At 72.1% G+C, this 26,264-nt stretch carries 29 protein-coding genes and 1 riboswitch; of the genes, 6 read left to right on the top strand and 23 right to left on the bottom strand.

All coding sequences use genetic code 11. The features are described from left to right. Nucleotides 1-63: 63 nt before the first annotated feature. A riboswitch (glycine riboswitch) is annotated at nucleotides 64-154 on the bottom strand. A gap of 94 nt (nucleotides 155-248) precedes the next feature. The 7 genes from LZG04_RS07575 to LZG04_RS07545 all read right to left on the bottom strand — a co-directional run bounded on the left by LZG04_RS07575 (nucleotide 249) and on the right by LZG04_RS07545 (nucleotide 5,077). Then, entirely contained in the window at nucleotides 249-815 is a 567-nt protein-coding gene (locus LZG04_RS07575) for a MerR family transcriptional regulator (RefSeq protein WP_308198996.1), read from the bottom strand. Between the two features lie 1,034 nt (nucleotides 816-1,849). Further along, nucleotides 1,850-2,323 carry a bifunctional nuclease family protein gene (locus LZG04_RS07570; protein WP_053720858.1) on the bottom strand — a complete coding sequence of 158 codons (474 nt, stop codon included), beginning with the start codon at nucleotides 2,321-2,323 and terminating at the stop codon, nucleotides 1,850-1,852. 144 nt (nucleotides 2,324-2,467) lie between these two features. Continuing rightward, the gene (locus LZG04_RS07565; protein WP_233814610.1) at nucleotides 2,468-3,142 is read right to left on the bottom strand and encodes a MerR family transcriptional regulator; all 675 of its coding nucleotides are present in this window, start codon (nucleotides 3,140-3,142) and stop codon (nucleotides 2,468-2,470) included. Nucleotides 3,143-3,156: 14 nt separating this feature from the next. Further along, complete coding sequence (gene garA, locus LZG04_RS07560) at nucleotides 3,157-3,618, bottom strand: glycogen accumulation regulator GarA (protein ID WP_033427969.1); 462 nt, start codon at nucleotides 3,616-3,618, stop codon at nucleotides 3,157-3,159. Between the two features lie 113 nt (nucleotides 3,619-3,731). Next, nucleotides 3,732-4,115, bottom strand: coding sequence for a glycine cleavage system protein GcvH (gene gcvH / locus LZG04_RS07555; RefSeq protein ID WP_233814608.1), 384 nt, complete (start codon nucleotides 4,113-4,115; stop codon nucleotides 3,732-3,734). Nucleotides 4,116-4,176: 61 nt separating this feature from the next. Continuing rightward, nucleotides 4,177-4,764 carry a CDP-alcohol phosphatidyltransferase family protein gene (locus LZG04_RS07550; RefSeq protein ID WP_233814606.1) on the bottom strand — a complete coding sequence of 196 codons (588 nt, stop codon included), beginning with the start codon at nucleotides 4,762-4,764 and terminating at the stop codon, nucleotides 4,177-4,179. Between the two features lie 70 nt (nucleotides 4,765-4,834). Further along, nucleotides 4,835-5,077 (bottom strand): hypothetical protein, encoded by a 243-nt coding sequence (locus LZG04_RS07545; RefSeq protein WP_233814605.1) that lies wholly within the window; start codon nucleotides 5,075-5,077, stop codon nucleotides 4,835-4,837. A gap of 445 nt (nucleotides 5,078-5,522) precedes the next feature. On the opposite strand from LZG04_RS07545, the gene LZG04_RS07540 reads away from it, so the two are divergent. Further along, nucleotides 5,523-5,942, top strand: coding sequence for an STAS domain-containing protein (locus LZG04_RS07540; protein ID WP_233814603.1), 420 nt, complete (start codon nucleotides 5,523-5,525; stop codon nucleotides 5,940-5,942). A gap of 16 nt (nucleotides 5,943-5,958) precedes the next feature. Here LZG04_RS07540 and LZG04_RS07535 read toward each other — a convergent pair whose 3' ends face one another. Then, entirely contained in the window at nucleotides 5,959-6,714 is a 756-nt protein-coding gene (locus LZG04_RS07535) for an ATP-binding protein (RefSeq protein WP_233814601.1), read from the bottom strand. A gap of 125 nt (nucleotides 6,715-6,839) precedes the next feature. On the opposite strand from LZG04_RS07535, the gene LZG04_RS07530 reads away from it, so the two are divergent. Together LZG04_RS07530 and LZG04_RS07525 are read left to right on the top strand one after the other, a co-directional pair. Beyond that, nucleotides 6,840-7,271, top strand: a complete 432-nt coding sequence (locus LZG04_RS07530) for an ATP-binding protein (RefSeq protein ID WP_233814599.1) — start codon at nucleotides 6,840-6,842, stop codon at nucleotides 7,269-7,271. Next, nucleotides 7,268-8,059: a SigB/SigF/SigG family RNA polymerase sigma factor gene (locus LZG04_RS07525; RefSeq protein ID WP_308198994.1), complete on the top strand. Its 792-nt coding sequence runs from the start codon at nucleotides 7,268-7,270 to the stop codon at nucleotides 8,057-8,059. The genes LZG04_RS07530 and LZG04_RS07525 overlap by 4 nt, the downstream gene beginning before the upstream one ends. 393 nt (nucleotides 8,060-8,452) lie before the next feature. Here LZG04_RS07525 and LZG04_RS07515 read toward each other — a convergent pair whose 3' ends face one another. The 4 genes from LZG04_RS07515 to LZG04_RS07500 form a co-directional block, all read right to left on the bottom strand. Then, nucleotides 8,453-8,743 (bottom strand): WhiB family transcriptional regulator, encoded by a 291-nt coding sequence (locus LZG04_RS07515; protein WP_233814596.1) that lies wholly within the window; start codon nucleotides 8,741-8,743, stop codon nucleotides 8,453-8,455. A 93-nt stretch (nucleotides 8,744-8,836) separates the two neighbouring features. Further along, on the bottom strand, nucleotides 8,837-9,823 hold the full coding sequence (locus LZG04_RS07510) for a TIGR03557 family F420-dependent LLM class oxidoreductase (protein WP_233814594.1): 987 nt from the start codon (nucleotides 9,821-9,823) through the stop codon (nucleotides 8,837-8,839). Between the two features lie 9 nt (nucleotides 9,824-9,832). Then, nucleotides 9,833-11,617: a thiamine pyrophosphate-requiring protein gene (locus LZG04_RS07505; RefSeq protein ID WP_233814592.1), complete on the bottom strand. Its 1,785-nt coding sequence runs from the start codon at nucleotides 11,615-11,617 to the stop codon at nucleotides 9,833-9,835. 78 nt (nucleotides 11,618-11,695) lie between these two features. Then, nucleotides 11,696-12,358, bottom strand: coding sequence for a M50 family metallopeptidase (locus LZG04_RS07500; protein ID WP_233814590.1), 663 nt, complete (start codon nucleotides 12,356-12,358; stop codon nucleotides 11,696-11,698). 70 nt (nucleotides 12,359-12,428) lie between these two features. On the opposite strand from LZG04_RS07500, the gene LZG04_RS07495 reads away from it, so the two are divergent. Beyond that, nucleotides 12,429-13,373 (top strand): aldo/keto reductase, encoded by a 945-nt coding sequence (locus LZG04_RS07495; RefSeq protein ID WP_233814588.1) that lies wholly within the window; start codon nucleotides 12,429-12,431, stop codon nucleotides 13,371-13,373. Nucleotides 13,374-13,448: 75 nt separating this feature from the next. Here the strand turns inward: LZG04_RS07495 and LZG04_RS07490 are convergent, their stop codons facing one another. Then, the gene (locus LZG04_RS07490; protein WP_233814586.1) at nucleotides 13,449-14,189 is read right to left on the bottom strand and encodes a DUF4383 domain-containing protein; all 741 of its coding nucleotides are present in this window, start codon (nucleotides 14,187-14,189) and stop codon (nucleotides 13,449-13,451) included. 686 nt (nucleotides 14,190-14,875) lie between these two features. Between LZG04_RS07490 and LZG04_RS07485 the strand changes: the two genes are divergently transcribed. Continuing rightward, on the top strand, nucleotides 14,876-15,832 hold the full coding sequence (locus LZG04_RS07485; protein ID WP_233814584.1) for a zinc-binding dehydrogenase: 957 nt from the start codon (nucleotides 14,876-14,878) through the stop codon (nucleotides 15,830-15,832). Between the two features lie 46 nt (nucleotides 15,833-15,878). Here the strand turns inward: LZG04_RS07485 and LZG04_RS07480 are convergent, their stop codons facing one another. The 6 genes from LZG04_RS07480 to LZG04_RS07455 all read right to left on the bottom strand — a co-directional run bounded on the left by LZG04_RS07480 (nucleotide 15,879) and on the right by LZG04_RS07455 (nucleotide 21,455). Beyond that, nucleotides 15,879-16,580: an anti-sigma factor gene (locus LZG04_RS07480; protein WP_233814582.1), complete on the bottom strand. Its 702-nt coding sequence runs from the start codon at nucleotides 16,578-16,580 to the stop codon at nucleotides 15,879-15,881. After that, nucleotides 16,577-17,128, bottom strand: a complete 552-nt coding sequence (locus LZG04_RS07475) for a sigma-70 family RNA polymerase sigma factor (protein ID WP_233814580.1) — start codon at nucleotides 17,126-17,128, stop codon at nucleotides 16,577-16,579. The genes LZG04_RS07480 and LZG04_RS07475 overlap by 4 nt, the downstream gene beginning before the upstream one ends. Nucleotides 17,129-17,207: 79 nt before the next feature. Further along, nucleotides 17,208-18,116, bottom strand: coding sequence for a DUF1996 domain-containing protein (locus LZG04_RS07470; RefSeq protein ID WP_233814578.1), 909 nt, complete (start codon nucleotides 18,114-18,116; stop codon nucleotides 17,208-17,210). Between the two features lie 27 nt (nucleotides 18,117-18,143). Continuing rightward, nucleotides 18,144-18,608: a hypothetical protein gene (locus tag LZG04_RS07465; protein ID WP_233814576.1), complete on the bottom strand. Its 465-nt coding sequence runs from the start codon at nucleotides 18,606-18,608 to the stop codon at nucleotides 18,144-18,146. A gap of 197 nt (nucleotides 18,609-18,805) precedes the next feature. Further along, nucleotides 18,806-20,875: a PQQ-dependent sugar dehydrogenase gene (locus LZG04_RS07460; RefSeq protein ID WP_233814574.1), complete on the bottom strand. Its 2,070-nt coding sequence runs from the start codon at nucleotides 20,873-20,875 to the stop codon at nucleotides 18,806-18,808. A 193-nt stretch (nucleotides 20,876-21,068) separates the two neighbouring features. Continuing rightward, the gene (locus LZG04_RS07455; protein ID WP_233814572.1) at nucleotides 21,069-21,455 is read right to left on the bottom strand and encodes a DoxX family protein; all 387 of its coding nucleotides are present in this window, start codon (nucleotides 21,453-21,455) and stop codon (nucleotides 21,069-21,071) included. Nucleotides 21,456-21,568: 113 nt separating this feature from the next. On the opposite strand from LZG04_RS07455, the gene LZG04_RS07450 reads away from it, so the two are divergent. Further along, nucleotides 21,569-22,444, top strand: coding sequence for an RNA polymerase sigma-70 factor (locus tag LZG04_RS07450; protein ID WP_233814570.1), 876 nt, complete (start codon nucleotides 21,569-21,571; stop codon nucleotides 22,442-22,444). Here LZG04_RS07450 and LZG04_RS07445 read toward each other — a convergent pair whose 3' ends face one another. From LZG04_RS07445 to LZG04_RS07430, 4 genes are all read right to left on the bottom strand, one after another. After that, nucleotides 22,445-22,984, bottom strand: a complete 540-nt coding sequence (locus LZG04_RS07445; RefSeq protein ID WP_233814568.1) for a hypothetical protein — start codon at nucleotides 22,982-22,984, stop codon at nucleotides 22,445-22,447. It lies immediately after the preceding gene. Beyond that, complete coding sequence (locus tag LZG04_RS07440; RefSeq protein ID WP_233814566.1) at nucleotides 22,906-23,748, bottom strand: S9 family peptidase; 843 nt, start codon at nucleotides 23,746-23,748, stop codon at nucleotides 22,906-22,908. Before LZG04_RS07440 ends, LZG04_RS07445 begins: the two co-directional genes overlap by 79 nt. Before the next feature lie 56 nt (nucleotides 23,749-23,804). Next, nucleotides 23,805-24,380, bottom strand: a complete 576-nt coding sequence (locus tag LZG04_RS07435; protein ID WP_233814564.1) for a transcriptional regulator — start codon at nucleotides 24,378-24,380, stop codon at nucleotides 23,805-23,807. A 137-nt stretch (nucleotides 24,381-24,517) separates the two neighbouring features. After that, nucleotides 24,518-26,254, bottom strand: a complete 1,737-nt coding sequence (locus tag LZG04_RS07430; RefSeq protein WP_233814562.1) for a long-chain fatty acid--CoA ligase — start codon at nucleotides 26,252-26,254, stop codon at nucleotides 24,518-24,520. Nucleotides 26,255-26,264 lie beyond the last annotated feature (10 nt).

Below are 26,264 nucleotides of genomic sequence, written 5' to 3'. Positions count from 1 at the left end.
GTGACCGGGCTTGCACCGTCGGCGGGGTCGGCCGGTTGTGGCCGACCCGCTTTCCAGAGGCGTCTCACCCGCACGGTCCTTGCGCCTGAGAGGTTCCGGGGAGGATTTGCTCCTTCGGCGCCGAGACGGGCTCGGACTCTCCCGCACGGGATAAAGCGACTACGCGCGAAATCGTACCTGTCGGAGGGGTGAACGGTACCGCCGGCGCGACGTGGATCTCAGTGCGCGCGCCGGTCCTCGCGGCCGGGTCAGCCGATGGCCCTCGTGCGACGGCGACGGGACAGCTCGTCGTCGGCCGGCTCCACGATCTCCGCGCCGTCCGCCCGTTCGGCGGGGAAGTCGTGGATCGTGCCGCTGATCTCCCGCATCGCGCCGGAGACCGCGATCCCGAACACCCCCTGGCCGCCTTGGAGCAGGTCGACCACCTCTTCCGGCGAGGTGCACTCGTAGACCGTGGTGCCGTCGCTGAACAGCGTGATCCGGGCCAGGTCCTGCACGCCGCGGCGACGCAGGTGGTCGACCGCGACCCGGATGTTCTGCAACGAGACACCGGTGTCCAGCAGCCGCTTGACGACCTTGAGGACCAGGATGTCCTTGAACGAGTAGAGCCGTTGGCTGCCGGAGCCCTGGGCACTCCTTATCGTCGGGTTGACCAACCCCGTGCGCGCCCAGTAGTCCAGCTGGCGGTAGGTGATGCCCGCGATCTGGCACGCGGCGGGGCCGCGGTACCCGACCAGTTCGTCCGGCAGCGAGGAGTCCGGGAACAGCTCACCCTGTTCGCCGGATCCGGCCCGGATGGGCGCTTCCTCGACCACGCCTGCCTCCCCTCGGTCCGGTCACGACGACCGGCGACCAACGTGAAGCCGCCGCGGTGTCCGAATCACACCGTGGCAATTCACCTGAGTTCGACGGTAAGACCGCCTAGGGGGCAGGTCAACGCGACGCGCGGGGCGTGTCTGACCTCAACCTAAGGTAGAGGTCGAGAGAGCCGCCCGTCGTAAGCCATTCGGGTGACGTTTAGTGATCGTTTAGCGAGGCGGGGTTGACGTTGTGTAACCCGAGCGAGCGACGCCTGATGGTGGGGTGTGAGGCCGGGTCGCGACGCGCTGTGAGGCGCTTGTGGGGCGGTGGACGGTGTTGTCACCGTTGACGTAGAAGCTTCAAAAGCTGTCCTCGCCGGACGGGCAGATCAGCAGGATGACCCCGACTACGCCTGGATCGTCCGGTTGGGTGGGTGGTCCGGGTTTCGTGTCATCCCACCGACCTCCACAAGGGCTACCACACGTATCAAGGGGGGCGCGGCCCACAGTGAAGGCCGCGGGCAAAGCTGAACCCGCGCCCCCCTTGACACGTGCGGTAGGGCTGCGCCAGGTCGGCGGGATGACACGAAGCCCTACTTTTGCAGCAAAGACGCCCAGTGGAGGGGATCGGGGGTCGCCGGCGGGCCTGGGGTTCAGTCTCGTCCGGCGCGGTGAGGCCGCGATGCCCTTCCTTTTTCAGCAGGAGGGCTTCGTGTCATCCCGCCGACCTGGCTTTGCCCTACCGCACGTGTCAAGGGGGCGTAGTCCACTGCGGGCTGCGGCGTTGACCGATGTCGCCCCCTTGACGCGTGTGGTAGCCCGGAGGGAGGTCGGTGGGATGACACGAAACCCGACCCACGACGCAACCGCAGCATCCAGGGGGCAGTTGGGGTCATCCTGCTGATCTGCCCGTCCGGCGAGGACGCTTTTGATCTTTGCGCTCTTGAACCGCACGACACCGGTCAAGCGACCCGACAGGACGACCGCACCAACCGGCCCGAACGGCACGAGGAGCGACCCGCCCACCTGCCTGCGCGCGAACCGCGGTACTACGTGTCGGCGCCGCGGAAGTCTTCCGGGGAGACGGAGTCGAGGAACTCGCGGAACTTCTCGACCTCGTCCTCCTGCTCGTCCGGGATGATGAGGCCCGCCTCCGCCAGCACGGACTCCTCCGCGTGGATCGGCACGCCGATCCTCAGCGCCAGCGCCACCGAGTCGCTGGGCCGCGCCGAGACGCGGATGTCGCCGTCGAAGACGAGTTCCGCGAAGTACGTGCCCTCCTGCAGGTCGGTGATCCGCACCTGCTCCAGCTGCCGGCCGAGGGCTCCGATGACGTCCTTGAGCAGGTCGTGCGTCAACGGCCGGGCAGGACGGACACCTTGCTGCTCCAACGCGATCGCCGTGGCCTCGACCGATCCGATCCAGATCGGCAGGTACCGTTCGCCCTCGGTTTCGCGCAGCAGCAGGATCGGCTGGTTGGCGGGCAGTTCCACCCGCACGCCGACGACGCGCATTTCGCTCATCGGGTCTCGCCTCCCTCAGCGCGCTGAAATTCTGGCGTCCCCGCTACCTAACGAGGATCCCCCACGTACAGTTTCGACGCTACCCGCCAAGCGGGCTCTGTGCGCAACCGCCCGGCACCTTCGGATCACGATGCGGACACGCCGTCACCTCGGCGAAACCGGGCGACCTGCGACGTCACGCAGCCCCACCTTCACCAGCAGTGTGTGCAGCGTTACGGAGAGCGCCGCCAACTCGCGCACGACGTCCTCGCGGTCGCGCCGCCGGTGCGCGTTGGCCACGGCCTGCTCCACCAGCCCGACCTCGCGGTCGGCGGCCGCGCGGAACGGCCGCAGGTGGCGCGCCTGAAGCCCGTGCTCGGCCATCGCCCGCGCGGTCGAGGCGATCTGCACCGCCTCGTGGTCGTAGAACCCGCCCGCACCGGCCCTGATCAAACCGTGCTGCTCCAGGTCGGCCAGCAGGCCCGCGTCGATGCCCGCCCGCGCCAGCAGGTCCTCGCGGGTGACCCGGTGCCCGGCGGCCGGGGAGAGGTCGACCGCGCGCAACGCCTTCGCCGGGGCCTGGTCGGCCGCGTCCAACTGCTCCTTGATGACCTTCAACGGCAGGTACCTGTCCCGTTGCGCGGACAGCACGTACCGCAGGCGGTCCACGTCCGAGGGCGTGAACTGCCGGTACCCCGAGGCCGTGCGCGCCGGGCGGACCAACCCCTCCGACTCCAGGAATCGGATCTTGGAGATGGTGACGTCGGGGAAGTCGGGTCGCAGTTGCGCCAGCACCACCCCGATGCTCAACCCCCCGCGTGGCCGCCCGGCCGCCGTCACCGGAGCCCCATCGCTCAGGCCCCCTGGCCCCCGGCGCCCGGACCGGTCAGGAACACCAGGCGGAACTTGCCGATCTGGACCTCGTCGCCGTTGGCCAGCACCGCCTGGTCGACGGGCTCGCGGTTGACGTAGGTGCCGTTGAGGCTGCCCACGTCGATGACCACGAACTCGCCGCCCTCGCGGCGGAACTCGGCGTGGCGACGGGAGACCGTCACGTCGTCGAGGAAGATGTCGCTGTCGGGGTGCCGTCCCGCGCTCGTCGTGTCGCGGTCCAGCAGGAACCTCGACCCCGCGTTGGGGCCGCGCTTGACCACGAGCAGCGCCGACCCCGCGGGCAGCGCGTCGACACCCGCGACGGCAGGCTCCTGGGCGGGCGCCTCGGCGCCCTCGACCTCGGCGAGGAAGTCGGCCCGGAACACGGAGGTCCGCTCCGGGGACTGCTCGGGCGGAACGCCTGGCCCGTCGTTCGTGCTCACCTGAGCTCTCCTCCTGCTGCTGGAACCGTCAAGACCGCTAGAACCTATCGTGCCCGAACCCTTGTCTGAGGGGCGGCTCCCCCACCGACCGAAGAGCCGCCGGAAGATCGACGTCACTCCCCGGCCGCCAACTCCTGGTACGCGGCGGCGTCCAGCAGGTCGTCCACCGCGGTCGGGTCCTCCAGCCGCAGCTCCACCATCCACCCCTCGCCGTACGGGTCGGAGTTCACCAGGTCGGGCTGCTGGTCCAGCGAGTCGTTGCGGGCGACGACCTCGCCGGCGAGCGGCGCGTAGATGTCGGACACGCTCTTGGTCGACTCCACCTCGCCCAGCGTCTGACCGGCCGCGACCTGCTCGCCGAGTTCCGGGAGCTGGACGAACACGACGTCGCCGAGCTGCTCCTGGGCGTAGTCGGTGATGCCCACGCGCACGGTGTCCTCACCAGTGCGCAGCACCCACTCATGTTCCTCGGTGTACTTGAGCTCCTCGGGAATCACCGCGGTGTGCTCCTTCAATGACGGTGGATCAACGCTCCGCCGGATCTTCCCACGTCGGCGTTCAGGCCGGCGCGACACCCGGCCGTCGCCGCACCGCGAGGGTGAACTGGTAGACGTACAGCACCCCTGACCACAGGTACAAGGCCCCGCCCCAGACCATGAACGCGTAGGCCACCGGGCGGGCGACCTGCGCGGCCGTGGAGGTGCCCTGGGCCAGCAGGAGCATGGGGAAGGCGTAGAGCAGGTTGAACGTGGCCGCCTTGCCCAGGTAGTTGACCTCGAACGGGCCGTAACCCCGGCTGCGCAGCACCGGCAGGCACAAGCCGACCACGAGCTCCCGGCCGACCAGCACCGCCGCGACCCACCAGGGCACGATGCCGCGCACGACGAACGCGACCAGCGTGGCGAGGATGTAGAGCCGGTCGGCGGCCGGGTCGAGCAGCGCGCCGAGCTTGCTGGCCTGGTCGAGCCACCGGGCGATCTTGCCGTCGAGCCAGTCCGAGAGGCCCGCCGCGACCAGCACGACCAGGGCCCAGCCGTCGGCGTGCGGGCCGAGCAGCAGGTAGAGGAACAGGGGCACGCCGAGCAGCCGCAACACGCTCAGCGCGTTCGGGATGGTCAGCAGCCGGTCGGCGGGATCGTGCGACACGTCCGCACTGTAGAGGGCCGCCCGGCGTGCCCCGGTGGTCGACTCGCGGCTCGGGGTCCGCGAGATCCGCTCAGTTGTTCGAACGGGTGCGGCTCCAGCCGCGGCGCTGAAGTTCGGCGCCGCTGAGCGCCTGCGGACGACCGCGGTCGTCGACGCCGACCCAGCGGGCCCGGAAACCTTCGAGCACGTAGGCGTGGCCTTGGCTCCAGACCACGCTGCAGGGGGCTGTGGGCAGCGCCGCCGCGCCTGTGGTGCGGGCACGCGCCGCCCGGGGCTTCGCCGGCTCGGACTCGGTTTCCGTTCTGGTGCTCATCTGAAATCCCTCCACCGGGTATGTCGCGCGCGGCCTTCGCGGCGTTATCCCCGTCACCCGATTCTGCGCGACTGTGGTCGAGACCACCTCCGCTTCCGCGCCCGGTCGCGACCGGCGGCCGGTTGCGTCGCCGAGTTGCGCCGGACGGACGGGAACGCTTCCCCTGCGGTGTAGCCGGCCCCGGCGGTACCAAACCGTTCACCGTTCGCCATCGGCCGCACACCGAACGCGGCCCTCTACACTGGTGCCATCAGGGCGCTACCCACTCGCTTGTGGTGTCTTCACGGGCTCCGTACGGTGGGTGGCGCAGCGGTTGAGCCAACAGCCGCGCCGGGAAGTCCGGCTAGCGGGGAACCGTTTCCGCCACGCTGCTGTCCAGTGCTGCGCGCGTACTTCGCGCGTCCGGGCTTCCCACCCAGCGGTCCCAGCTGAAGAGGAGTGCCTCGTGACGGTTCAGGATCCGGACGTCGTGGCGACGAGCGGAGCCGAGTCCGCCGCGGCCGAAAGCCCGCGCGCCGGGCAGCTCGGGCTCGACGTCCGCACGGCGACCGAGGGCGTCACCGTGGTGTCGGTGAGCGGTGAGGTCGACATGCTCACCGCGCCGCAACTGCGGGCGGGCGCGCTGCCCCACCTCGACGCCGGCAGCACGTTGGTGCTGGACCTGTCCGGGGTGAGCTTCCTCGGTTCTGCGGGTCTGGCGGTGCTGGTGGAGGCGTCGCAGCACGCCAAGCGCCGTGACGCGCAGTTCCGCGTCGTGGCGGTGGAGCGGGCGGTGACGCGCCCGCTGGCCGCCACCGGCCTCGGTGAGGTGTTCAGCGTGTTCGGGTCGGTCGAGCAGGCCCTGGAGGCCGACCGGTCCCGCTGAACCGGGTGACGGAGCCCTAGACGTGCGGCACCAGGTCGACGACTTGGTCCACGCCCGCCGCGACGAGCGCGCGGCGGGCGTGGCCGTGTTCGGGTGCGCGCACCACGACCCGGTTGCCCGCCGCCGCGGCCGCCTCGGCGACCGCGCGCAGGCTGCGGACCAGGCCGTCGTTGTGCTCGCCCAGGGCGATCAGGTCCACCACCACCGGCACGGTCCCGCCGCGCGCGGCGGTGAGGATGCGCCGCCGGACGGCGGGCGCGGCGTGCGCGGGCACGTCGCCGCGCACGTGCACCTCGACCCAGCCGTCCCGCGCGGTGACGTCGACCGGGTCGGCCGAGGTCGGCGCGGCGAGGTACGTGCCGCCGGAGGTGTGCCGCGCCGCGAGGACCAGGGTGACGGTGGTGCCGTTCGCGCCGCGGTCGACCAGCACCTCGTCCACGTTCTCCCGCATGAGCAGCAGCCCGCGACCGCGGGCGCTCAGGGTGGGCGGCGGCACGCGCCAGCCGCCGTGGTCGGTGACGACCACGCGCACGCTGCCGTCGGGCCGCGCCTGTGCTTCGATGTGCACCAATCCGTGCTGATCCGGCCCGTACGCGTGCTCCACGGCGTTGCTGGCCGCCTCGTTCACGGCGAGCAGCAGGTCGTAGCGGTCGTCCTCGGACAGCCCCTCGGCGGCCAGCCAGGCGTCGAGCCGGGCACGGACCGCCGCGAGCTGCCCGGCCTGGGCCGGGAACTCCACTCCCCAGTGGTGGTCCGCGAGTTGATCGGTCAAAAGGCCTCCCCCGTCGCACCAAGCAGTCTTCCCAGCCCATGCGCCCGCTACACGTGTGAGCGACGATCAATTCGGGTACCGATAGCGTCAGCAGCACAACTAGAAGAACGGACGACGAGGTGAGCGTGTCGCACACTGAGCCGCGAAGCGGTGAGTCGGATAACGCCCTGGCCGGGGTCGAGTTGCGGATGGCGGCCGACCCCACGCAGCTGTCGGTCGTCCGCGCCGTGGCGGCGGACATCGCCATGCGGCAGGACTTCGACCTGGACTCCATCGAGGATCTGAAGCTGGCGGTGGACGAGGCGTGCTCGACGCTCATCTCGCTGGCCGAGCGGGGCGCGGTGCTCAGCGCCCAGTTCGTGGTGGTGGACGGTTCGGTGCAGGTGTTCACCAAGGTCGGGTCGCAGCGGTCGGCGCCTCCCGACCGGGACAGCTTCGGCTGGCGCGTGCTGAGCGCGCTGGTCGACTCGGTCACGACGTGGGTCGCGCCGCAGGCGGACGCGTTCGAGGTGCACATCGACCTGGTCAAGCGGTCGTTGGGGACGGTGGATGCGTGACGGGGTCGGACGGGGGCACGACGCGGTCCGGCACCCAGGGTGACTACGACCACCTGGCGCCGCTGTTCGTCCGGCTCGCCGCGACCGCGAAGGACGACCCGGAGCGGGAGCGGCTGCGCGACGAGCTGGTGACCGAGCACCTGCCCGTGGCCAAGCACATCGCCAGGCGGTTCGGCCACCGCGGCGAGCCGCACGACGACCTGGTGCAGGTGGCCACGGTCGGCTTGATCAACGCGGTGGACCGGTTCGACCCGGAGCGCGGCAGCGACTTCCTGTCGTTCGCGGTGCCGACGATCATGGGCGAGGTCCGGAAGTACTTCCGGGACTCCAGCTGGTCGGTGCGGATGCCGCGGCGGCTCAAGGAGCTGCACCTGGCCATCAACGCGGGGTCGGCGCGGCTGTCGCAGCAACTGGGGCGCGCGCCGACGCCGAGCGAGCTGGCGCAGCACCTGGGCCTGAGCCGGGAGGAGATCCACGAGGGGCTGGCGGCGGGCAACGCCTACCACAGCGCGTCGCTGGACGACCTGCTCGTGGCCGACGACAGCTCCATCTCGCTGGGCAGCACGCTCGGCGAGGAGGACCCGGAGCTGGAGGCGATCGAGCAGCGGGAGGCGCTGCACCCGCTGCTGGAGAAGCTGCCCGAGCGGGAGCGCAAGATCGTGGTGATGCGGTTCTTCGGGAACATGACGCAGACCCAGATCGCGCAGAAGGTCGGCATCTCGCAGATGCACGTGTCGCGGCTGCTGGCCAAGACGCTGCGGCAACTGCGCGAGGGCCTGACCGAGTAGGACCACGAGGAGAGGCCGCCCGACGCACAGGTGTGTCGGGCGGCCTCTTCGCGTTCCGGGTGGCACCGGGCCCGCTGGTGGAGGGGGTGGAGGGGTCGCGGGACCGAGCGGCCGGGGCTGCTCTGGCTGGTCGGGCGGGTCTGGCTGGTCGGGCAGGTTCTGACAGGGTGGGCGAGTTCTGGCAGGTCGCCGGGTTCCGGCTGGTCGGACAGGTCCGAGCCGGCAGGCGGAGCCGGTCGGGCGAGCCGGTCAGGCGGTCGGTCGAGGCGGACGTGAGGCAGCCGGTCGAACCCGGTCGCGCCGATCGACGCGGGCGGGCGCGGCCGGCGGGACTGAGCCGATCGGGTGACGGCTGGGCGGGGGCAGTCGAACCGACCCGGGCCGTCGGGCCCGTCAGGCGGCGGAACGGCGACGGCTCGCGATGATGCGGCGGCGCTCGTCCTCGCCCATGCCGCCCCACACGCCGTAGGGCTCCTGGACCGCCAGCGCGTGCTCCCTGCACGGGTCCACCACCGGGCAGCGGGCGCAGAGCTGCTTGGCCTTGTCCTCACGGGCGGCCCGGGCGGAGCCGCGCTCGTTGTCCGGGTGGAAGAAGACCGCGCTGTCACGGCCTCGGCACAGCCCTTCCTTCTGCCAGTCCCAGACGTCGGTCACGGGCTTGGGCAAGCGCGCGGTGCTGGTCATCGGATGAACCCCCTTGCGGTGTCACAGGTGCTTGATCACGGCTTACCCGCTGGTCCCCCGGGGGCAAACGTGGTGCGCCTCATCGATGGGTCACTAGCGGGTGGATTTGCCGCCGCCGGCCGCCGCGCCGTCCAGCGCAGGCGCCACCGACTCCGCCCAGAACGCGAAGAACTGCTCCTGGTCGGGCCCGATCTGGTTGACGTACACCTCGTCGTAGCCCGCCTGCGCGAACTCGCGCACCCGGTCCACGTACGGCTGCGGGTCGGGCCCCACGGGCAGCGCCGAGGCCACCATCTCCTCGGTGACCAGCGTGGACGCCTGCTCGAAGTGCTTGGGCGTGGGCAGCACCTGGGCCAGTTCACCGGGCAACTGCTCGTTCGCCCACAGCCGGTGCGCGGTCTTCACGCCCGCCTCGGCCGAGGCCGCGTGGCAGACCTTGAACCCGGCCTGGGTCGGCTTGCCCGCGCCACCGGCGTCGCGGAACTTCTCCAGCAGCGACTCGTCCGGCATCGTGGAGCACAGGCCGTCGCCGATGCGCCCGGCGAGCTGCGCCGCCTTCGGCCCGAACGCCGACACGTACACCGGGACGGGTGACGACGGCACGGTGTAGAGGCGCGCGTTCTCGACCGTGTAGTGCCGGCCACGGTGGCTGACCTCGTCGCCGGTCCACAGCGCCCGCATCACCTCGACGGCTTCTTCGAGCATCTCCAGCCGTTCGGGTGCGGACGGCCACCGGTCGCCGAAGATGTGCTCGTTCAACGCCTCGCCGGAGCCCACCCCGAGGGTGAACCCGCCCTGGCACTGGACGGCGGCCGTCGCGGCGGCCTGGGCCACCACGGCCGGGTGAATCCTGACCGTCGGACAGGTGACGGCGGTCGTGATGGGCAGCGACGTGACCTCGGACAGCGCCCCGATGACGGACCACACGAACGGGCTGTTGCCCTGCTCGCCGTTCCACGGGTGGTAGTGGTCGGAGATCCACAGGCGCTCGAAGCCGGCCTGCTCCGCCCACCGCGCCTGCCGCACCAGCTCGCGCGGACCGTGCTCTTCGCAGGAGAGGAAGTAACCGATGCTCACCATGACCGACGGTTACCCCCGCAGGAACTCCTGAACCTTGGTCGCCACCCCGCGCCGGACCACGTCCCACGCGTCCGGGTCGCCCTTGAGCATCGCCTCGGCGGTGGCCTTGGCCTGTTCGAACGTCGTGTGCGGCGGGATCGGCGGCGTGTTCGGGTCGCACCGGACGTCCAGCACCACGGGCCGCGAGGCCGACAACGCGCGCTCCCACGCCCCGCCGAGCTCCTCCGGGTCGTCCACGTCGACGCCGTCCAGCCCGAGCGACCGGGCGAACTCCGCGTAACCGACGTCCGGCAGCACCTGGGACTGCTCGAACTTCGGGGCGCCGCCCATGGACCGCAGCTCCCACGTCACCTGGTTGAGGTCGTTGTTGTGCAGCACGCACACCACGCACCGCGGGTCCGACCACTCCTGCCAGTAGCGGGCGATCGTGATCAGCTCGGCCAGCCCGTTCATCTGCATCGCGCCGTCGCCGACCAGCGCCACCACCGGCCGTTCGGGGTGGGCGAACTTCGCCCCGATCGCGTAAGGCACCCCGGCACCCATCGTCGCCAACGTGCCCGACAACGACCCGCGCATGCTCCCGCGCAGCTTCACCAGCCGCGCGTACCAGTTCGCCGCCGACCCCGAGTCTGCGGTCACGATCGCGTCCTCGGGCAGCCGGGGCGACAGCTCCCACGTGATCCGCATCGGGTTGACCGGCTCGGCGTCCACGAAGGACTGGCGGCGCAGCGTCTCCCACCACTCCACGACGTCGCGCTCGACCTTCTCCCGCCAGGAGCGGTCCTCCTTGCGCCGCAGCAACGGCACCATCGCCCGCAACGTCGCCCGCGCGTCGCCCACCAGGTTCACCTCGGTCGGGTAGCGCATCCCGATGAACCGCCCGTCGACGTCCACCTGCACGGCCCGCGCCTTGCCGAACTCCGGCAGGAACTGCGAGTACGGGAAGCTCGACCCGACGATCAGCAACGTGTCGCAGTCCCGCATCAGCTCGTAGCTGGGCCGCGTGCCGAGCAACCCGATCGACCCGGTCACCCACGGCTCGTCGTCGGGCAGCACGTCCTTGCCCAGCAACGCCTTCGCCACGCCCGCGCCGAGCACGTCGGCCACCTGCCGCACCTCGTCGGCGGCACCCCGCGCGCCCTGCCCCACCAGGATCGCGACCCGCTCCCCCGCGTTGAGCACCTCCACCGCGCGCTCGACGTCCTCCTCGGACGGCACGGCGGTCGCCCACGACCGGCTGGGCGCGCTCGACGGCACGTGCTTGAACGCGTGCTCGGGCGGCGAGTACTCCAGCTCCTGCACGTCCGCCGGGATGATCAGCGCGGTGGGCGCGCGCTGCGCCTCGGCGGTGCGGATGGCCCGGTCCAGCGCGTTGGGCAGCTGCTCGGGCACCACCACGTCCACCAGGTACTCCGAGGCGACGTCCTTGAACAGCGCGTGCAGGTCGATCTCCTGCTGGTAGCTGCCGCCGAGCGCGGTCCGCGCGGTCTGGCCCACGATCGCGACCACGGGCACGTGGTCGAGCTTCGCGTCGTACAGGCCGTTGAGCAGGTGGATCGCGCCGGGGCCGGACGTCGCCAGGCACACCCCGACCCGGCCGCTGAACTTCGCGTACCCGACGGCCTCCAGCGCGGACATCTCCTCGTGCCGCGACTGGATGAACCGGGGCCGGTCGTCGCTGCGCCCGAAGGCCGCGACCAGCCCGTTGATGCCGTCGCCCGGATAGGCGAACACGTGCTCGACGCCCCAGTCGCGCAGTCGGCGCAGCACGAAGTCGGCGACGGTGTCGGTCATGGCGTCCTCCCTCGACGGGACTGGACTACCCGACCACCGCGGCTCCTAACGACGCGTGCCGCGTCCGGGCGACGTCCGCTACAGCGGCAGCAGCAGCCGCCCGCCCAGCAGCAACGTCCCGACCGTCACGCCGGCGAACAGCAGCACCCACACCAGGCCGGGCACCCGCGTGATGCGGGCCAGCTGGTCGGCGTCCGACTGCCGCGCCAGCCCGCGCATCCGCCGCCGCTGCAACTCGCCGACCGGCCGGACACCGCCCAGCAGCAGGAACCACGCCACGAACAGCGCGAACGCCGCCTGCCACGGCGCCGTGGCGTACCAGGACACGGCGAACATGACCGCGCCGGTCACCACCACGGAGACCACGCCGAACACGTTGCGGATCATGACCAGCATCCCGACCAGCAGCACCACCGTCGCCCACAGCAGCGGCCGGACCTGGTCGGCCGTCACCAGCGCCGCCGCGCCCAGCCCGAGCAACGACGGCGTCACGTACCCGGCGAAGTACATGAGCACGACGGCCAGGCCGGTGGGCCGTCCGCGCGACACCGTGACGCCGGAGGTGTCGGAGTTGAGCTTGATGCCCTCCAGCCGGCGGCCGGTGAGCAGCGCGACGAGGGCGTGCCCGGCCTCGTGCGCGATCGTGATCACGTGCCTGCTGTACCGCCACACCCCGGGACTGGCCACCAGGACCAGGGCCAGCACGGCGGGTGCCCACTTCGTCAGCGTCAGTGTCGACATCGCCCGCCAGCATGCCACGCGGGCCACCGGGCTTGACCTGGAGCGCGCTCCAGCACCCAGGCTGACCGCCATGAGACGACAGCGCATCGGTTCACTGGAGGTCAGCGCCCTGGCACTGGGCACGCTGCCGTTCGGGAAGTGGGTGGACGACCGGACCTCGTTCGCGATCATGGACCGCTTCGCCGAGGCGGGCGGCACCTTCCTGGACACCTCGAACAACTACGTGTTCTGGGACGGCGGCACGGGTGACGAGAGCGAGCTGGCGGTCGGCCGCTGGCTGGCCGCGCGGGGCAACCGCGACGCGATGGTGTTGGCCACCAAGGTGGGCGCCCGGCCGTTGACGCCGGGCACGGGCCTGGATAACGCCGAAGGGCTGTCCGGTGACACGATCCGCCGTGCCGCCGCGGCGAGCCTGGAGCGGCTGGGCGTGGACCACGTCGACCTCTACTACAGCCACATCGAGGACCGCAGCGTCACGCTGGAGGACACGCTCGGCGGGTTCGCGTCCCTCGTGCGGGAGGGCAAGGTCCGCGAGATCGCGGCCAGCAACCACGCCACCTGGCGGTTCGAGCGGGCACGGGCGGTGTCGCGGGCCAACGGGTGGCCCGCCTACGCCGCCGTGCAGCAGCGCTACAGCTACCTGCGACCGCGGCCGAACGTGACGCTGCCCGAAGGCGGTCACGTGCACATGACCGACGAACTGCTCGACTACGCGGCGGCCGAGGGCGACGTGGCGCTGGTGGCGTACTCGGCGCTGCTCGCGGGCCGGTACCGGGACAAGCCGCTGGGTCAGGAGTACGACCACCCCGGCACGACGCGGCGGCTCGAGGTGCTGCACCAGGTCGCGGCGGAGCTCGGCGCGACGGTCAACCAGGTCGTCCTCGCGTGGCTGCTGCGCCAGGACATCATCCCGCTGGTGGGGGCCACGTCCGTCGCGCAGCTCGAGGAAACGTTGGGGGCGTTGGAGATCAAGCTGGACGACGACCAGGTGGACCGCCTCGACTCGGCGGCCTGACCACGACGCACAGCGGCGCACGGTCCCCACAGGGGCCGTGCGCCGCCGACGTGCGTCAGTGCCGCGCGGTGCGCGTCACCGGCTGAACCGCGACCTGTGCTGCTCCGCGATGGCCGGGTCGATCGGCTGGACCGGCCGCGGGTTCACGGTCGGGTCCATCGATTCGATCCGCTCGTCGGGGTGCGCGCCGTGCCGCGAGTCGTCGACCCGCTGGGTCGGCATCTCCTGCGTCACCGGGTCGGCCTTGGGGTCGCGGATGCTGGCTTCGCGGCGGTGACGGAGCTGCTCGCGCCCGCCGACGACGGTGTCGTCGGTACCGACCGGGGCGATCGGCTCACCGGTGCTGGTGTCCACCGGGGGTTCCGTCACGATCTTGCGCCGCGCGGGCAGCACCGCGATCAGCAGGCCCACGGCGGCGAGGCCGAGGTGCAGCCAGTTGTCGTTCACGTTGAGCGCCAGGGGGTTGCCCAGGCCCGCGACCGGGTTGGTGGCGAACACACCGGCCAGGGCCAGCCCCCACAGCGCCACGGCGCCGTAGGCGAGGAACAGGATCCAGCCGTACAGCCGGGCCAGGCCGGACGTGCTCGCCATGAGCAGGCCGAGCACGCCGAACGCCAGGTGGACGACGTTGTGCAGCGGGTTCAGGGTGAACCCGAGCAGCATCGCGTGGTTGTCGCCCGCGAAGTCGCCGAACCCGGTGCGCACGAAGCCCAGCACACCCAACGCGAGGAAGACCAGGCCGACCAGGCCTGCCAGCACCTGGGCGGGTTGCAGGCCCGCGACCTTGACGCGACCGACGGTCGAGTGGTGGGTCATCTCGCCCTCCAACTGAGGACCACGAGCCCGTCTGACCGGGCTCCGGACGCCCACCGACTACCCGGCCGGTCCGAACCGCAAACAGACCCGTGCCGCGGTCCGCGCCGAATGGGGGCGGGGGACGGGCGCACGAACCCGTCCCCCCTTTCCCGACAGGAGTCGCACTCCCCGTCGTGCCGGGGTCCATCCGTCCCGACCCACCCCATGAAGGTCGGGCCGCCGTACCGCGCCGAATGCGCGTCGCATCATCGCAGCCAATAGGTCGATACGATTTCCCAATAATTGTGCACCGTATCGCTCCATTCGGCGTACGGGCAGGTCAGAAGCGCTGGCCCCGATCACCGGACGTACGCGTCGCGGAGCCGTTCCACTCGGTCTCCCGGCAGTTCACGAAGGTCCCCTTTGTGATTGTCGCACACCACTGCGGTGTGACCGATACTATCTCCGAACGGACCGCTCGCCGTCAAAGCAATTACGGCGTTCGCGAATTGGTCGAACCGGTCCGGCAGAGCGTCGGACAGCGCCGGAAGAGAGACCTCCGGGATCGGGGCGCCGGCCGACGCCGGCCCGACCGGTCGGTCCGACGAGGTCGGCGGACCCGGCCGTCGCGGAGGTCACTCGGCGTTGACCTCGACTTAACTCGAACTCCTAGCGTGGCGGCAGTCGCTCGCAGAGGGGAACACGAGATGCACGCCATCGTTCAGCACGAGTTCGGTCCGGCGGAGAACCTGCGGTTCGAGCGGGTGCCCGAGCCGGAGCCCGGCGCGGGCCAGGTCAGGATCGCGGTGTCCGCGGCCGGGGTGCACCTGCTCGACACGTCGATCCGGCGCGGTGAGCACGGTGGGCCGTTCCCGCTGCCCGAGCTGCCCATGACGCCCGGTCGGGAGGTCGCCGGCGTCGTCACGAAGCTGGGCGACGGCGTGGAGCCGCACTGGCTGGGCAAGCGGGTCGTCGCCCACCTCGGCCAGGCCAGTGGCGGGTACGCCGAGCAGGCCGTGGCGAACGCCGCCTCGCTGCACGAGCTGCCCGACCACGTGTCCGACGACGCCGCCGTGGCCATGATCGGCACCGGGCGCACCGCCGTGGGCGTGCTGCGCATCGCCGAGATCACCGCGGACGACGTGGTGCTCGTGACGTCGGCGGCCGGCGGGCTGGGCGCGTTGTTCGTGCAGGAGGCCAAGGCGGTCGGGGCCAGGGTCGTCGGCGTGGCGAGCACCGCCAAGCTGGACCTGGTCCGCCAGTTGGGCGCGGACGTGGTGGCCGACTACACCCGGCCCGACTGGCACGAGGGCATCGGCGAGGTGAGCGTGGTGCTCGACGGCGTCGGCGGCGAGGCCGGCCGCCAGGCGCTGGAGCTGCTCGGCATCGGCGGCCGGGTCCTGCTGTTCGGGTGGACGGCGGGCGAACCGACCCGCATCGAGACCGCCGACCTCTACCGCCTCGGCATCACCGCGTCGGTCGTCGTCGGACCCCGGATGATGAAGGGCACGAACCTGCGCGGGCTGGAGGAGCTGTCCCTGCGCGCGCTGGCCGAGGGTCGCCTCACCCCGCTGACCACCACGTTCCCGCTCAGCGAGGCCGCCAAGGCGCACACCGCGCTGGAGGGCCGCGCCACCGTGGGCAAGGTCGTGCTCAAGCCCTGACCCGCGCGCCCCCGTGCGCGACGACCGCGCACGGGGGCCGCACCGCCTACACCGGCACGATGACGATCCGCTCGTCGTCGAAGTCGCGCACCTCGACCGCCACGACGTCCTCGGGCGCGACGAGCGCCGAGCCGTCGAGGTTCGTGCCGTCCTCCTCCCCCGCCGCCGAGACGAGCCAACTGCCCGCCTCCTGCCTGCTGCCGTCCTTGGCGACGACGAACAGCCGGCACTTCTCGCCCTGCGCGACGCCCGCCACGGACGCGTTCACCCGCACCCACCCGGCGGCGGGCCGGACCTGCACGGTCATCCGCGCGCCGGTGACCGGGTCGGTGGCCGACCCGAGCTTGGTCCCGGCGGGCGGCACGGGCGGGTTCGTCGTCTGCTGGACCGCCGCCACGTCCGGCGCGGTGCCCCGGCCGACCGCGAAACCACCGCCGAGCACGATCGCGGCCGCCGCCGCGGCGACCAGGCCCAGACCGACCCGGCGGCGGCGCGACCGCACGTCGCGCTCCGACCGCACCTGCCGCAACGTCCGCCGCAACAACAGGTCGCCGCCCTCGGGCGGGCCGTCGAGCAGCGCCTCCGGCGGCACGCCGCCCATCGCCTCCTCCACCGCCCGCAGCTCGGCCGACTCCGCGCGGCACCGCGGGCAGGACGCCAGGTGGTCCTCCACGGCACGCGCCTCCCGCTCGTCGAGCACGCCCAGCACGTATGCGCCGAGCAGCTGTTGATCGTGGTCCGTGGTCATCCGGCCACCCCCTTCAGCGCGACCTGGTGCCCGGCGAACGTCTCTCGCAACGCCCGCAGCGCGTAGTGGGACCTCGATTTCACCGTGCCCGGCGGCACCCCTAACGCCGCGGCCGCCTCGCTGACGCTCCGGCCGCGGAAGTAGATCTCCAGCAGCACGTCGCGGTGGTCGGCCGACAGCCGGTCCAGGGCTTCGAGCACGACCACCGAGTCCACCACGGAGTCGGCGTGGTCGCGCTGCACCGGCGGGGTCGTCGGCGCCTCGGCGACCTCCTGCGGCCGGGCCGCCTTGGCCCTGACCCGGTCCGTGACGATGTTGCGCGCCACCGTGAGCAGCCAGCCGCGGACCGAGCCCTTGCCGTTGACCAGGGCGTCCGGGTGCCGCCACGCGCGCACGAGGGTTTCCTGGACGACGTCCTCGGCCGCCGCCCGATCACCGGTCAACCGCGTCGCGTACGCGAGCAGCGCCCGACCGTGCTCCTCGTAGAGGGATCGGATCAGTGCCTCGTCGGCCGCGGCCTCCCGTTTCCGGGACCACAGAGCCGCCATCCACCCACTCCTCTCGTGAACCACCGCCCCGGACACGGACGCCGGGCGGTTCTGGTTCACCCCGGGCGGGCAGAACTTCCTAGGCGCAGGTCCGGCCGGTGTTCAGGCAGGTCGTGACGCGGTCCATCAGCTCGACCGGCATCACGTTGACGACCATCGCGTGGTCGGTGCGCGGGTCGTGCAGCTGCTCGGGGAAGCTGTCGATCGCGTACGGCCGGCCCGCGGGCACGTCGTAGGCGGCCCGCACGCGCAGCTTCGGCACCGGGAACGTGCCCGGCCGGCACGCCCCGTTGGAGCCGGGGAACTCGGCGTGCGCCCGGTGGCTCGGGCTGTCGGTGTTGCGGCCGTCCCAGCAACTGGGGAACTCGAACTCGCGCAGCACCGCGCTGCCCGGCTCGCACTCCGGGTAGCGGTCGGTGCGCCGGTCCTCGAACCCGGTGCAGCTCCACCGCGCCCGGCCGCGACCGGTGGTCCGCGCCGCCGGGTCGCCGGTGATCATCCGCAGGAACCGCGGCATCGGCACGACCCGGCTCACCGGGCTGCCGCTGAACGTGATCTCCACGCGCGCGGGCGCCAGCACCTCGCCGGTGTTGCCGTGCGCGCCGCCGCCGGGCTCGTGCGCGTCGTGCCCGGTCCGGTCGGTCAGCCGCAGCACCGGCCAGAAGTAGGCGGACCGGTCGCCCGCCGGGCAGGTGGTGCCGGCGGCGGCCAGCGACTCGTCGGTCGAACCGGCGTCCGTGCTCAGGTTGCCGACGTACTCGTGGGTGTGGTGCGCGCCGAACGGCCGGCCGGGCGCGATCACCACGTTGTCGGCGTTGAGGTGGCGGCCCTCGTTGCGCCCGCAGTCGAGGCGGAACGTGCCGGTCGAGGCGTCCCCGGTGGTGGTGACCGACTCGACCGCCACCGGCACGTCACCGATGGCCACCGTGCGGCTGTCCGCGCAGCCGGCGGCCAGCGCGAGCACCAGCAGCAGGGGCGACCACCTCACGGCGCCAGCTTATTCGCCGGCGGCGGGTCACCGTGCCGGATCCGAGCCGTCGGAGGCGACCAGGACGCGGCCGTCCTCGGTGACCACGCTGACGGCGGCCAGCTCGTCCGGGTCCACCACCACCGCACCGGCCAACGCCGTGCCGCCGAACCGCGAGGCGACCCAGCCGCCGGCCACGTGCCGCTCACCGCGCCCGTCGGTGACCACGAGCCGGCACCGCTCCCCGGCGTCGACCCCGTCGACCACCACGCGCAGCCGCACCCAGCCGTCGGCGGGCGTGACCGCGGTGGTCATCCGCACGCCGTCGGGCGTCGTGACGACCAGGACCCGCTCGCCGGGCACGCTGTGGCGGCCGAGGTGGACGCCACCGGCCAGCACCGCGGTGGCGAGCACGGCGCAGACCGCCGTGGCGGCACCGCCCCGGCGTCGGCGGTCGCGCGCCCGCTCGGCGCGGACCCGGCTCAGCGCGCGGTCCAGGATCGGGTCGGGCATCACTTCTCGTTCAGCTCGTGCTCGGACGTGCCCCGAGCGGTGACGGGTTGCGGCGGGTGGCGTGCATCGGCGGGTTCCTCCCCGGGCTGCGGACACCCGTGACACGGACCCGTGGGACGTTCGGTTCAACGGTCCCCGGACACGCCGCGAGGCGGCCCCGGGAGCCGGGACCGCCTCGCGTCGCGTGGTGGATCCGGTCAGTTCAACTGGACGCGCAGGATGCGGGAGTTCGAGTTGTTCGGGACGCTGTCCCGGTCGTCGCTCGTGGTCAGCCACAGGCTGCCGTCCGGCGCGCGCTCGACCGTGCGCAACCGGCCGTACGTGCCCTGGAAGTGGGTCGTCTCCGAGCCGACCGACGTGCCGCTGATCACCAGCCGGTAGAGCCTGCTGCCGCGCAGCGTGGCCACGTACAGGGCGTTGTTGACGATGGCGATGCCGCTGGGCGAGGCGTTGGCGGTGCTCCACGTCCGCTTCGGCGCGAGGTAGCCCGAGCAGTTGCCCGACGTGCCCTCGCACGCGGGCCAGCCGTAGTTGCCGCCGCGCTCGGACAGGTTCAGCTCGTCCATGACCGTGTTGCCCAGCTCGGCCTGCCACAGCCTGCCCTGGGCGTCGAACGCCAGGCCCTGCACGTTGCGGTGGCCGTAGGTCCACACGTACCGGGCGTTGCCGCCGTTGCCGTAGAACGGGTTGTCGGTCGGCGCGGAGCCGTCGGGGTTGAGCCGCAGCACCTTGCCGCCCAGGTTGGTCAGGTCCTGCGCCCAGTTCGCGTTCTGGCCGTCGCCGGTGCCCGCGTACAGCTTGCCGTCCGGGCCGAACCGCAGCCGGCCGCCGTTGTGGTAGCGGTTGCGCGGGATGCCGGTGAGCAGCACTTGCAGCGAGCTGGGCACCAGGGCGTTGCCCTGCACCTTGATCCGCACGATCCGGTTGTCGTTCGCCGCCGTGTGGTAGACGTACAGGTAGTTGTCGGACGCGAAGGTCGGCGACACCTCGATGCCCAGCAGGCCGCCCTCGCCGTTGGTCGTGACCACGTTCGGCACGGTGCCCAGGGTGGTCTTCACCCCGGACGGCGACAGCTTGACGATGTCGAACGCGTCGCGCCTCGAATAGACGCCGGAGCCGTCGGGCAGGAAGTCCAGGCCCCACGGCACGTCGTTGTCGGTGGCGAGCTGCGTCACCGCGCCGACCTGGTCACCGCCCGCAGTCGTGGTGGCGTTGACGCCCGTGCTCTGGTCGGAGACGTTGCCCACCGCGTCGAACGCCCGCACGGTGAACAGGTACGAGGTGCTCGGGCGCAGCCCGCCGATGGTGGCCGACGTGCCGGTGGCGTCACCGGCCTTCGCACCGCCCGCGAGCACCTCGTAGCGCGTCACGCCGATGTTGTCGGTCGACGCGGTCCACGTCAGCGACACGGAGTTCGCCGTGACGCCCGTGACGCGCACCCCCATCGGCGGGGTCGGCCGCTCGGTGTCGGCCTGCGCGGGCGGTGTGCGCACCTCGGTGTTGTTGCTGGCCTGGGAGATGTTGCCGGCGGCGTCCTTGGCGTTGACGTAGAAGGTGAACGTGCCGTTGGGGCTCAGGCCGGTGACCGTGGTGGAGGTGCCCGTGACGGCCTTGACGAACTGCCCGGACCGGTAGACCTCGTAGGACGTCACGCCGACGTCGTCGGTGGCCGGGTTCCAGGCCAGGTCGACCGAGGTGGGCGTGACGTTGGCCGAGCGCAGGTCGGCGGGCGGTGACGGCGGCGTGGTGTCCACCCGGCCGGTCTCGCCGAAGACCTGGAACTCCTGCAACGAGTAGCCGTGGTACGACGCGGTGCGGCAGCGCGTGGTGCCGTGCACCCGGACGTGGCGACCGGTCCCGCCGACCACGAGGTCCTCGACGCCGCCCGCGCCGGTGGACGTGGCGAAGACGGTGGTCCACGTGGTCGCGTCGGGCGAGGTCTCGATCCGGTAGGCGCGGGCGCACGACAGGTCCCACTGCAACCGGACGCGGGTGATCGTCGCGGTGGTGCCGAGGTCGACGGAGATCCACGAGGGGTCCACGCCTCCCTGGCTCGCCCAGCGCGTGGACGCGTTGCCGTCCACCGCCATCGACGGCGCGAAACCGGAAGCGCCCGAAGACGACGCGGTGGCCGGTTTTCCCTGGGACAGCAGGACGGGGGCCGCGCCGGCGGGCGCGGCGGACACCAGGGTCGACGCCACCACGGCCAGCGCGGTGGCGAGCGCGCCGAGCAGGGTCGGCGCGGCGCGCCTAGTACGGGGTGCCACAGGAGCCTCCACGGTCGTTGGCGACTCCCCCGCCGGATGCGAGGGAGGGGTGCGGCGGCGTGGCGGCGGAAGAGGACGGGCCGGACTCAGGGTCTGCGTCTGCGGGACTTGCGCAACCGGTGACCTCCGAACCCCGTCCTCGGCATCACCTCCGAACGGTAAGGGCTTTCCCGACGACCGTCCAGTGGGGTGCTCAGCCGGTGAAGGGCTCGACGACCGACCGGCCCCACACCACGAAGGCCAGCAGGACCAGGTAGACGAGGTCCACCACGACCAGCTTGACCTCACCTCGCCGGGCACGGACGACCACCGCGCCCGCCATGACGATCACCAGGCCGATGCCGGCCGCCGGCACCAGCACGGGCGCGATGTCGAGCACCGCGGGCAGCACCAGGCCCAGCGCACCCAGCACCTCCGCGGCCCCGATGGCCTTGATGCCCCCGGCGCTCCAGTCCTCCGTCCACGCGGCGCTCGGCCCGGCGGCGGCTATCTTCTGCTTGGGCAGGACCAGCTTGGCGGCGCCGCCGAAGAAGTAGGCGGCGGCGAGCGCGCCGGTCACGATCCACAGGGCGAGGTCCACGCGTTCCTCCTGGTTGCCGGTAGTCGGTCGGTCAGGAGACACCGCCGGCTCGACCCCTGTGACACCACCGCCGCGTGACGCCCATTACCCGGCGTCGACGAGACGGGAGCACCATGAACGGCACGGCAACGTTCGTCGCCCACCGGAACCTGCTGTTCACCGTCGCCTACCAGCTGCTCGGCTCGGCCGCCGACGCCGAGGACGTGGTGCAGGAGACGTGGCTGCGGTGGACGGGCGTCGACCTCGCCGAGGTGCGCGACGAGCGCGCGTACCTGGTCCGGATCACCACCCGCCAGGCGCTGAACCGGCTGCGCGCGTTGGGCCGGCGCAAGGAGTCCTACGTCGGCCCGTGGCTGCCCGAACCGCTGCTGACCTCGCCGGACGTCGCCGAGGACGTGGAGCTGGCCGACAGCCTCTCGACCGCCATGCTGCTGGTGCTGGAGACGCTCGCGCCGACCGAGCGGGCGGTGTTCGTGCTGCGCGAGGTGTTCGATCTGGGCTACGACGAGATCGCCGAGGCCGTGGACAAGACCCCGGCCGCCGTCCGCCAGATCGCCCACCGGGCCCGCGCGCACGTCGCCGAACGCCGACCGCGCGGCACCGTCTCCCCGGACGCCACCCGACACGCGCTCTCGGCGTTCCAGCGCGCCGTCGAGACCGGCGACCTGCGAGGGCTGCTGGACGTCCTCGCGCCGGACGTCGTGGTGCTCAGCGACGCGGGCGGCCTCAAGCAGGCCGCGCGCAAGCCCGTGGTCGGCGCCGAGAAGGTGGCCCGCTTCCTGGCCGCCCGGTGGGACGTCGTGACCACGCGCACGTCGACCGAACCGGTGCTGCTCAACGGCGCTCCCGCGCTGATCATGCGGGTGGACGGGGAGCTCGACGGCGTCGTCACGGCCCGGGTCGAGGACGGCGTCGTCACCGGCCTGTACTTCCTGCGCAACCCCGAGAAGCTCGGGCACGTGACGCGGGAGACCGCGGTGAGCCGCTGATCACGGCAGCAGCAGGCCCCAGTGCACGGCCCAGGGCACGAACAGCACACCGCCCGCCACCAGCAGGCCGGAGCGGACCGTGACGCCCGACCGCAGCTTCACGGCCGTGACGACGGTGGCGGCCACCACCGCCACCGCGAGGAGTTGCAGCGCCAGCCACGGCAGCGGACGGCCCAGGACCACCACGCCGAGGCTCTTCGCGCCGCTGGAGGCCAGGTAGCCGAGGTAGGCGACCAGGCCGAGCACGGTGAGCAGGCCGGTCGTCGCGAGCACCCGGGCCGCCGCGCCGCCGGATCGACGTCCACGCCGTACCAGCGCGCCCACCCCGTACCCGGCGAACGCCACCACCAGCACCCCGAGCACCGCGAGCTGCGCCACCGGCGACCCGGCGGGCACGGGTGCGCTCTGCCGCTCCTGCTGCGGCGGCGTGCCGACCTCGCCGGCGCGCGACCGGTCGCCCGTCACCCAGGACGCGACCTGCTCCAGGTAGGCCGGGGCGATCTCGTCGCCGCGCTGGAAGCCGTCCGGTGACCGGCGCATCGTGTGGTCCGCGCCGGGCACGGCGAGCAGCGTGTAGCGGTCGTTGCCGCCCCGGTCGAGCGACTCCTGGAACACGCGCATGCTCTCCGCCCCGGGATCACCCGGTCGAGATCGCCCCACAGGCCGAGCACCGGCTGGGTGACCCGCGCCAGCACCGGCGCCGGGTCGTAGCCGGACTCGGGGAACTGGCCCGCGCCGACGAGCAGGCCCAGCGTGGTGCGGGAGACGGTGTCCACCAGGGAACCCGACACCCCCGCCGCGGTGAGGCGGTTGACGAGGTTCCACGACTGCTGGCGTTCGGGTGCCACGCCCGGTGCGCCGACCGTGACGACGAACGCCACGTCGGTCGAGCGGGCCGCGGCGATCGGTGCGACCCAGCCGCCTTCGCTGACACCCCACAGGCCGGTGCGGGCGGGGTCGACGGCCGGATGCGCCTTCAGCGCCCGCAACGCGGCCAGCGCGTCGTCGGCGAGGAGGTCGAAGTCCACGTCCGACTTGGACCGCTTCGGCCTCTTGTCGTAGACGAGCGTGGCGATGCCCGCCCGTGCGAACGACTCCGCCTCCGGCCGGTAGCCGTCCCGCGACACCCGGCCGGAGCCGTGCACCATCACCACGGCGGGGTGCCGACCACCGGTCGCGGGCGCGATCACGGTGCCGTGCAGGGTGAGTTCTCCACTCGAGAAGGTGATGTCCTGCTCGACCAGCGCGGTCTCCGCCTGTGCCTGCGGGACCAGCGCGAGACCCAGCGCAAGTGCCGCGAGCAACCGGAAAAGGGCGTGCCGAAACCACCGGGTGTCGCGCAACAAGGGTGTGCCTTCTTTCAGGAAGGGTCGCCCGGGGTCACCCCGGGCACGGGGAAGGCGAAGAAGCGCACGGCGACGTGCCGCGCGTCCGCGGGCGTCTCGTCGACCGGGCGCTGGTAGCGCTTGAGCAGCGCCATGTACTCGTCGAAGAACTCGTGCAGCTCGTCCAACGTCACCCGGACCGAGCCGCGCGAGTAGGGCAGCGCGTCGGCCCACTCGCCCAGCTCCGCGCGCCGTTCCAGGAAGCTCGCGAACAACTCCTGGTCAGCCGCCAACTTCAGTTGGTTGAGCTGCTCGACCAGGGCCCGCACCTCCGGGTCTCGCGGCGCGCGCGGCGACCGGAGGTCCTGCGCCGGCGCCCGCCACCACCGCTCCCGCCCGTGCGCCCGCTCGGGCACCTCCTCCACGAAGGCGTGCTTGGCGAGCATCCGCAGGTGGTAACTCGTCGCACCGCTGCTCTCGCCCAACGCCTTGCCCACGATGCTGGCCGTCGCCGGCCCGTGCTGCCCGAGGAACCGCAAAATCCTCTGCCGCAACGGGTGCGCGAGCGTCCGCAACTCGTCTACGTCGGCGATCTCACGCGGTGCGACCATGATGCAAAGCTACCGTTGCAAAGACGTCTTTGCAACCTCCTCACCTCCGGCACGCCCGTGCGCCGCCCATGCCCAGCCACCGGCCCACCCGAAGTCCTGCGGAGGAAAATCAGGGGACCGGCGGCCGGCAGGTCGGTTCAGCGGTAGAGGGCGTCGTAGAGGGTGGCGTGGGTGGAGTGGACGACTTTGCGCTTGACCTTCAGCGTCGGGGTCAGTTCGCCGTCGTCCTGGCTCAGGTCGCGGTCCAGGATGGTGAAGCGCTTGATCTGCGAGACGTGGGCGAAGTGGGAGTTGGCCTCGTCCACGACGTCCTGGATCAGGGCCCGCACCTCGGGGCTGCGGGACAGCGCGGGCAGGTCCGTCGGCAGGCCTTGCGCCTTCGCCCACGGGACGACCTCGTCCTCGTCCAACGTGATCAGCGCGACCAGGTACGGCTTGAGGTCGCCGTAGACGACGGCGTGCGAGATCCAGCGGGACTGGCGGAGTTGGTTCTCGACGTTCGCGGGGGCGATGTTCTTGCCGCCGGCGGTGATGATGATGTCCTTCTTGCGGCCCGTGATGGTGACGAAGCCGTCGTCGTCGATCTCGCCCAGGTCGCCGGTGTGCAGCCAGCCGTCCGTGAGCACCTCGGCGGTCGCGGCCGGGTTGTTCCAGTAGCCCGCGAACACGTGCGGGCCCTGCATGAGGATCTCGCCGTCCTCGGCGATCTTCACCTGCAACCCCGCCATCCCGAACGTGCCGACCGAGCCGAGCTTGTGCCGCGCCAGCGTGTTCACCGTGCCCACGCCCGTGGACTCGCTCATGCCGTAGCCCTCCAGCACGGGCACGCCGGCGGCGCGGAAGAACTCCAGCACCTCCACCGAGATGGGCGCCGCACCGGACAGCGCCTGCCGCAGCCTGCCGCCGAAGATCGCCCGCACCCGCGCGAACACGGGGTCCACCCGCTCGAACGCGGCGGCCAGGTCGGGCGGCAGCGGCTGTCCGGCGTCCTGGAGCTGCCGCACCGCCAGACCGACCCGCACCGCCTGCCGCAACTGCTCCTCCGGCACCCCGGCCGTGGCGGCGGTGTAGATCTTCTCGAAGATCCGGGGCACCGACGGCAGGAACGTCGGCCGCACCTGCGCCAGCTCGGCCACCACCTGGGATGTGTCACCGCCGTAGAACGCGATCGTGTGCCCCGTGTACAGCGCCCCCAGGTGCACGATCTGCGCGAACACGTGCGCCAGCGGCAGGAACAGGTAGGCCACGTCACCCGGCAGGACGTACGACAGCTCCTCGCTGAGCCGGCACATCGTCAGCCAGTTCCGGTTGGTCAGCACGCAGCCCTTGGGCGGCCCGGTGGTGCCCGAGGTGTAGATGATCAACGTCGGGTCGTCGGGGTCGATCGCGGCACGGCGGTCGTCCAGCTCGCCCGGCACCGGCGACGTGCGCCCCTGCGACCGCAGCTCGTCCAGCCCGCCGCCCTCGATCACGACCACGTCCCGCAACGAGGGCACCCGCGCGCGGATCGACTCGACCTTCTCCCGCTGCGCCTCGTCCTCCACCACCACGAGCACCGCGCCCGAGTCGCCGATGATCCACGCGCACTCCTCCGCCGCGCTGGACGGGTAGATCGGCACCACGATCCCGCCCGCCGCGAGCACCGCCAGCTCCACCGCGGACCACTCGGCCCTGGTGTCCGACAGCACGCACACCCGTTCACCCGGCCGCACGCCCAGGTGCACCAGCCCGGACGCCAGCTCCATGACCCACTCGGCCACCTCGGTGAACGTCAGGTCGTGCCACGTCCCGTCCCGCGAACAGCGCCACGCCACCCGGTGGTCGTGCGCCTGGGCGGCGAGGAAGGGCAGGTCGGCGATGACACGCGCGGGCATGGCGGTGCTC

This window comes from Saccharothrix sp. S26 (genome assembly GCF_021390395.1).
Classification (GTDB): Bacteria; Actinomycetota; Actinomycetes; order Mycobacteriales; family Pseudonocardiaceae; genus Actinosynnema.
The sequence above is the reverse complement of the archived record's forward strand: the minus strand, read 5'-3'. Positions and strand labels throughout refer to the sequence as shown.

What these genes read in the sequence shown, in the direction of transcription:
- LZG04_RS07505 (WP_233814592.1), bottom strand. Translation starts at nt 11,617, where the DNA reads ATGACCGACACCGTCGCCGACTTCGTGCTGCGCCGACTGCGCGACTGG.
- LZG04_RS07450 (WP_233814570.1), top strand. Translation starts at nt 21,569, where the DNA reads ATGAACGGCACGGCAACGTTCGTCGCCCACCGGAACCTGCTGTTCACC.
- LZG04_RS07570 (WP_053720858.1), bottom strand. Translation starts at nt 2,323, where the DNA reads ATGAGCGAAATGCGCGTCGTCGGCGTGCGGGTGGAACTGCCCGCCAAC.
- LZG04_RS07475 (WP_233814580.1), bottom strand. Translation starts at nt 17,128, where the DNA reads ATGGCGGCTCTGTGGTCCCGGAAACGGGAGGCCGCGGCCGACGAGGCA.
- LZG04_RS07465 (WP_233814576.1), bottom strand. Translation starts at nt 18,608, where the DNA reads ATGCCCGACCCGATCCTGGACCGCGCGCTGAGCCGGGTCCGCGCCGAG.
- LZG04_RS07485 (WP_233814584.1), top strand. Translation starts at nt 14,876, where the DNA reads ATGCACGCCATCGTTCAGCACGAGTTCGGTCCGGCGGAGAACCTGCGG.
- LZG04_RS07445 (WP_233814568.1), bottom strand. Translation starts at nt 22,984, where the DNA reads ATGCGCCGGTCACCGGACGGCTTCCAGCGCGGCGACGAGATCGCCCCG.
- LZG04_RS07510 (WP_233814594.1), bottom strand. Translation starts at nt 9,823, where the DNA reads ATGGTGAGCATCGGTTACTTCCTCTCCTGCGAAGAGCACGGTCCGCGC.
- LZG04_RS07545 (WP_233814605.1), bottom strand. Translation starts at nt 5,077, where the DNA reads ATGAGCACCAGAACGGAAACCGAGTCCGAGCCGGCGAAGCCCCGGGCG.
- LZG04_RS07490 (WP_233814586.1), bottom strand. Translation starts at nt 14,189, where the DNA reads ATGACCCACCACTCGACCGTCGGTCGCGTCAAGGTCGCGGGCCTGCAA.
- LZG04_RS07435 (WP_233814564.1), bottom strand. Translation starts at nt 24,380, where the DNA reads ATGGTCGCACCGCGTGAGATCGCCGACGTAGACGAGTTGCGGACGCTC.
- LZG04_RS07500 (WP_233814590.1), bottom strand. Translation starts at nt 12,358, where the DNA reads ATGTCGACACTGACGCTGACGAAGTGGGCACCCGCCGTGCTGGCCCTG.
- LZG04_RS07515 (WP_233814596.1), bottom strand. Translation starts at nt 8,743, where the DNA reads ATGACCAGCACCGCGCGCTTGCCCAAGCCCGTGACCGACGTCTGGGAC.
- LZG04_RS07430 (WP_233814562.1), bottom strand. Translation starts at nt 26,254, where the DNA reads ATGCCCGCGCGTGTCATCGCCGACCTGCCCTTCCTCGCCGCCCAGGCG.
- LZG04_RS07480 (WP_233814582.1), bottom strand. Translation starts at nt 16,580, where the DNA reads ATGACCACGGACCACGATCAACAGCTGCTCGGCGCATACGTGCTGGGC.
- LZG04_RS07495 (WP_233814588.1), top strand. Translation starts at nt 12,429, where the DNA reads ATGAGACGACAGCGCATCGGTTCACTGGAGGTCAGCGCCCTGGCACTG.